The 5,091-nt window shown below is 67.0% G+C and carries 6 protein-coding genes; all 6 read left to right on the forward strand.

Features of this window, described 5'->3' with window-relative positions:
* The first annotated feature begins 127 nt into the window (after positions 1 to 127).
* Positions 128 to 832: an ABC transporter ATP-binding protein gene (locus tag LL06_RS23320; RefSeq protein ID WP_035532683.1), complete on the forward strand. Its 705-nt coding sequence runs from the start codon at positions 128 to 130 to the stop codon at positions 830 to 832.
* Between the two features lie 21 nt (positions 833 to 853).
* Entirely contained in the window at positions 854 to 2,056 is a 1,203-nt protein-coding gene (locus LL06_RS23325) for an ABC transporter substrate-binding protein (protein WP_035532686.1), read from the forward strand.
* The gene (locus LL06_RS23330) at positions 2,056 to 2,910 is read left to right on the forward strand and encodes a branched-chain amino acid ABC transporter permease (protein ID WP_035532687.1); all 855 of its coding nucleotides are present in this window, start codon (positions 2,056 to 2,058) and stop codon (positions 2,908 to 2,910) included. The genes LL06_RS23325 and LL06_RS23330 overlap by 1 nt, the downstream gene beginning before the upstream one ends.
* Entirely contained in the window at positions 2,903 to 3,892 is a 990-nt protein-coding gene (locus LL06_RS23335; protein WP_035532689.1) for a branched-chain amino acid ABC transporter permease, read from the forward strand. Before LL06_RS23330 ends, LL06_RS23335 begins: the two co-directional genes overlap by 8 nt.
* The gene (locus tag LL06_RS23340; RefSeq protein WP_052161857.1) at positions 3,889 to 4,794 is read left to right on the forward strand and encodes an amidohydrolase family protein; all 906 of its coding nucleotides are present in this window, start codon (positions 3,889 to 3,891) and stop codon (positions 4,792 to 4,794) included. Before LL06_RS23335 ends, LL06_RS23340 begins: the two co-directional genes overlap by 4 nt.
* A gap of 8 nt (positions 4,795 to 4,802) precedes the next feature.
* A partial coding sequence (locus tag LL06_RS23345) for an AMP-binding protein (RefSeq protein ID WP_035532692.1) occupies positions 4,803 to 5,091 on the forward strand: 289 nt, incomplete at its 3' end.

Below are 5,091 nucleotides of genomic sequence, written 5' to 3' on the forward strand. Positions count from 1 at the left end.
GCGCTGTGCGACCGGGTCCTAGTGCTCGATTCCGGCCGGCTCATCTTCGAGGGCAAGGGACCCGAGGCGGTGGCCGACCTGCGCGTCCAGGAGGCCTATCTCGGCCAGCGTTTCGCGAGGGAACTCCATGGCTGACGTGCTCCGCATCGACAACCTGTCGGCCGGCTACGGCCACGCCACCGTGCTGCGCGGCGTCACCATCGCCATCGAGGCGCAGTCGACGGTGGCCATCGTCGGGCCCAACGGCGCCGGCAAGTCGACGCTGCTCAAGGTGATCTCAGGCCTGGTGCGGCCGATGGCGGGCGAGGTCCGCTTCAGGGACGAGGACATGGCGCGCTGGTCGTCGGACAGGGTCGTGGCCTCGGGCATCGTCCATGTCCCGGAAGGCCGGCAGGTCTTTCCCGGTCTCTCGGTCGCCGAGAACCTCTGGCTCGGCGGGTACTCCCATCCGGAGCGCCGCCAGGAGATCCTAGAGGATGTCCTCACGCTGTTCCCGCGGCTCAGGGAGCGGCTGTCGCAGGCCGCCGATTCCCTGTCGGGCGGCGAGCAGCAGATGCTCGCCATCGGCCGCGGGCTGATGGCCGCGCCGGCCGTCCTCATGCTCGACGAACCGACCCTCGGCCTTGCCCCGGTGATCATCGACCAGATGACCGAGGCGCTGATGGCCCTGCGCGCCCGCTCGAACCTGTCGCTGATCGTGGTCGAGCAGAACCTGCAGCTCACGCGCGCCCTCTGCGACCGGGCGCACATTCTCGTCGACGGGCGCATCGCCGCTTCCGGCGCCACCGAGGAGCTCGTCGGCTCCGACGTCATGAAGATCTATCTCGGATAACACTGCAACAGGGGGTTCGAAATGAATTACATGAAATCGTTCAGGCATTTTGCCATCGCGGCAGGGTTCGCGGCCGCGACGCTCGCGTCCGCGGGGACAGCCGCGGCGCAGGAAACACTCACCATCTACGATCTGGAATCGCTGACCGGCCCCGGCCAGACCGTCGGCGTGGCCCAAGCCAACGCCGTCAAGCTCGCCGTCGAGCACATCAACGAGGCCGGCGGCCTCAAGGTGGGCGACACCACCTACACGGTCGAACTCGACACCCATGACGACCGCTCGCAGGCCACCGCCGGCGTGACCGCGGTGCAGAAGATGATCTCCTACGGCAAGCCGGTGCTGATGGTCGGCTCGCTGTCGAGCGCGGTCACCGGCGCCTATCTGCCGATCGTGCGCGAGCGCGAGGACTTCATCAGCATCGTCATGGGCGCGGCGCTGTTCTTCACCGAAGAGGACAAGGCGATCTACCATCCGCGCGTCGCCGTGGCGCAGTACACCGAATCCACCGTCACCTTCATCAAGGGACAGGAGGGGATCAAGCGGGTCGGCGTCCTGACCGACAACAAGCATGGCGGCTTCGTCCAGCAGACCCCGCGCCTGAAGGAACTGTTCGGCGAAGCAGGCATGGAAGTCGTCGGCGAGGAGGAGTTCTCCTTCGGCGCCACCCAGTTCGGCCCGCAGCTCACCGCGATCCTGCGCGGCAATCCCGATGTCATCAACATCCGCGGCTACGGCAGCGACGTGGCACGGGCCATCAAGCAGGCGCGCGATCTCGGCTATACCGGCCTCATCGTCTCCTCCTCCGGCATCGTCGCCAAGGACGTGATTGAGGCCCAGGCGGACGCCGCCATGACCAACGCACGCGACCTGTTCGTGCCGCTCGCCGGCGACCTGATCGAGGGCGGCCGCAACGCCGAGAAGGCCAAGGCCTTCGCCGATGCCTACAAGGCGAAATTCGGCGAGGAAAGCGGCGCCACCTCGCTCAGCGCCTATGGCGGCTTCTTCATCCTGGCCCGCGCCATCGAGAAGGCCGGCACGGTCGACGACATTCCCGCCATCCGCAAGGTGCTGGACGACATCACCGTCGCCGAGGTGTCCGAGATCATCGAGCCGATGATCCCGCAGGAAGGCGGGCGGGCATTCCGGGAGCACCAGTCCTACTTCGCGCTGGTGGTGCGGGAATGGCGCGACGGCCGCTTCGTCCCAGTGGGCTTCGTGGACTGATGCAGGACATCGTCAACGGACTGGCCCAAGGCACCATCTACTCAATGGCCGGTGTGGGGCTCGTGCTGATCTTCAGTGTTGTGCGGGTCCCCAACTTCGCCCATGGCGAACCTTTGATGGTCGCCGCCATGCTGCCGCTGACGCTCATGACCTTCTATGGCGTTCCCCTGCCGCTCGCGCTCCTCATCGGGATCGCGGCGGCGATCGCCATGGGCGTCTTCTTCTCGGCCGCGGTGTTCGCGCGGCTGAGCCGCTACCCGGAGGTCGCGCTGCTCATCGTGTCGCTCGCCCTCGTGGTGCTCATCAGTTCGGCCGCCGTGATGCTCTGGGGCGACAGTCCGCGCCAGACCCCCGGCGGCCCCGACATCATCCTCGATCTGCTCGGCGCGCGCATCCCGATCATGTGGCTCGTCATCATGGTGACCGCGCTCGCGTCGACCGTTGCGCTCGACTTCTTCATCAGCCACACCTCGCCCGGGCGGATCATGCGCGCCATGGCGCTCAATCCCTTCGCGGCGCAGCTCATGGGCATTCCGGTGAAGCGTTACCATGCGCTGGCCTTCGCCATCGGCTCCGGGCTCGCCGGGCTCGCGGGCGCCCTGTTCTCGCTCGCCTTCGCCGTGCAGTCGACGATGGGCGCGGCGCTTGCGCTCAAGGCCTTCATCGTCATCATCTTCGCCGGAATGGGCTCGATCTGGGGCGCCTTCGCCGGCGGGCTTCTGCTCGGCCTGGTCGAATCCTTCGGCGCCAGCTACATATCGAGCGGCTATCGCGACACCTTCGGCTTCGTCTTCCTGCTCGCCGTTCTGCTCATCCGCCCGGCCGGCCTGTTCGCGAGGAAGACCAATGCATAGGCTCACCGCGTTCCTACCCTGGCTCCTGCTGCTCGCCGCCATGGCCGCCGTGCTCGCCACGGGCAACGGCTATTACGTCACCGTCGCCATGCTGATGATGCTGTGGGCGATCCTCGCCCTCGGCCTCAACTTCATCCTGGGCTATGCCGGCTACTTCCACCTCGGCCTCGGCGCCTTCTACGGCCTCGGCGCCTACGGCGCGGCAGCGTTCAGCGCCAGCTACCAGATGCCGATGATCGTGGCGCTGCTGGTCATGCCGGCCGCCGGCGCCCTGATCTCGGTCGTTATCGGCCCGCTGATGCTGCGCACGAGGGACCTGCATTTCGCCGTCGCCACGCTTGCGCTTGGCATGATCGTCTCCGACGTCACCAACAACTGGGTCGCCGTCACCGGCGGGCCGATGGGCATGGGCGGCATCAGCCGTCCGGGCCAGATCGGCATCGGCGCGCTGTCCATCGACGGCGCCACCACGTCCGGCATGTTCATCATCACCGCGGCGATCTTCCTGGCGCTGATGATCGTGGCGGCCATCGCCCGGCGGTCGGATTTCGTGCTGATCCTACGCGGCATCAAGTCCGACGACATGATGACCCGGTCGCTCGGCTTCTCGACCACCCGCTACAAGGTCGCCGCCTTCGCCATCGCGGGCGCCATCGCCTCGGTCGGCGGGGTGCTCTACGCCCATATCGTCCAGTACATCTCGCCCGAGCCCTTCACCTTCTTCGCCGCCTCGTTCCAGGCGTTCGTGGTGCTGGCGGTCGGCGGACTGGGCTCGCTGTGGGGGCCGGTGCTCGGCTCGGTGCTGCTGACCGGCCTGCCGGAAATCCTGGAGATGGACCCGCATGTCAAGCTCCTGGTCTACGGCGCGGTGCTGCTCATCGTCACCATTGTCCTTCCCCGCGGCCTGGCCTCGATGGGGCGGGTCCTCTCCGCCCGCGCCCGGGCATCCGCCAACGCCAAGACCAAGGAAAAGCAGACATGATCGTTGACGCCATATCGAGCTTCGTTCCCTCGCCGGAGGCCTTCGCCCGCGCCCAGCAGACGCTTGCCCGCATGGACGGCTATCTCGAGCACTTCAACCCGGCGGCGGTGGTGGGCAAGTCGCGCGCCCAGATCGAGGCGGAGGCGATGGAGGCCGGCCGCAGGATGTGCCCGACCGATGCTGCGTTCTTCGCCATGCTCGACGAGGGCAAGGTCGACAAGGCGGTGGTCTACAACGAGCTCTACGCCAAGTCGGTCGGCGTCGAGACCAGCACCAACGAGGCGGTGGCGGCCTTCGTCGCCAAGGATCCCCGCCTGGTCGGCATGGGCGGCGTCGATCCTTGGGACGACGCCTCCGTCGACGACATGGAGCGCAGCGTGCGCGAGCTCGGCATGCGCGGCTTCGTGCTGTCGCCGTTCAAGCAGAAGCTGCTGCCGACCGAGGGCCGGCTGTCGCGCGTCTTCGCCAATTCCGAGCGGCTGGGCGTGCCGATCCTCCTCCACGGCGGCATCAACTGGTGGAAGGTCGTGCCCTACGACATCGGCCATCCGCGCTACATCGACGCCATGGCGAACGCCTTCCCGAAGCTCAAGATCGTCGTCCTGCACGCCTGCTGGCCCTGGGTGGCGGACGGCGTGATGGTCGCCTGGCGCCATCCCAACGTCTATCTCGACATCTCGGCGCACCGCCCGAAGCACTTCACCGCCCCCTCCTCCGGCTGGGAGCCGCTGCTTTACTACGGAAACCGCATGCTGCAGGACAAGGTGATCTTCGGCTCGACCTGGACGCTGCTCGGCACAACGATCGCCGCGCTGATCGACGAGGTGCGCGCCCTGCCGCTCAAGGATGCGGTGATCGACAAGTGGCTGGGAGGCAACGCCGCCCGCGTTTTCGAACTTTAGGACAGGCCATGAACGACGTGAACAGACTGATGACGGTTGGCGACATCGTGCGGCTCAATGCCCGGTCGATCCCGGACAAGCTGGCGCTCGTGAGCGAAAGCGAGCGGCTCAGTCATGACGAGGTCAACCGCCGCACCAACCGGCTGGCGCATGCGCTGCTCAACGCCGGCATCGGGCATGGCGACCGCGTCGCCGTGCTCGGCTACAACACGGCCGACTATTTCTGCCTCTACTTCGCTACCTCGAAGATCGGCGCCATCCTGCTGCCGCTCAATTTCTGGTACCGGGCCGAGGAGC

Source organism: Hoeflea sp. BAL378, assembly GCF_000759435.1.
In the GTDB taxonomy this organism is placed as follows: domain Bacteria; phylum Pseudomonadota; class Alphaproteobacteria; order Rhizobiales; family Rhizobiaceae; genus Hoeflea.

Bases quoted from the DNA above. Each gene is read 5' to 3' on its own strand.
- LL06_RS23325 (WP_035532686.1), top strand. From the start codon at position 854: ATGAATTACATGAAATCGTTCAGGCATTTTGCCATCGCGGCAGGGTTC.
- LL06_RS23320 (WP_035532683.1), top strand. From the start codon at position 128: ATGGCTGACGTGCTCCGCATCGACAACCTGTCGGCCGGCTACGGCCAC.
- LL06_RS23330 (WP_035532687.1), top strand. From the start codon at position 2,056: ATGCAGGACATCGTCAACGGACTGGCCCAAGGCACCATCTACTCAATG.
- LL06_RS23335 (WP_035532689.1), top strand. From the start codon at position 2,903: ATGCATAGGCTCACCGCGTTCCTACCCTGGCTCCTGCTGCTCGCCGCC.
- LL06_RS23340 (WP_052161857.1), top strand. From the start codon at position 3,889: ATGATCGTTGACGCCATATCGAGCTTCGTTCCCTCGCCGGAGGCCTTC.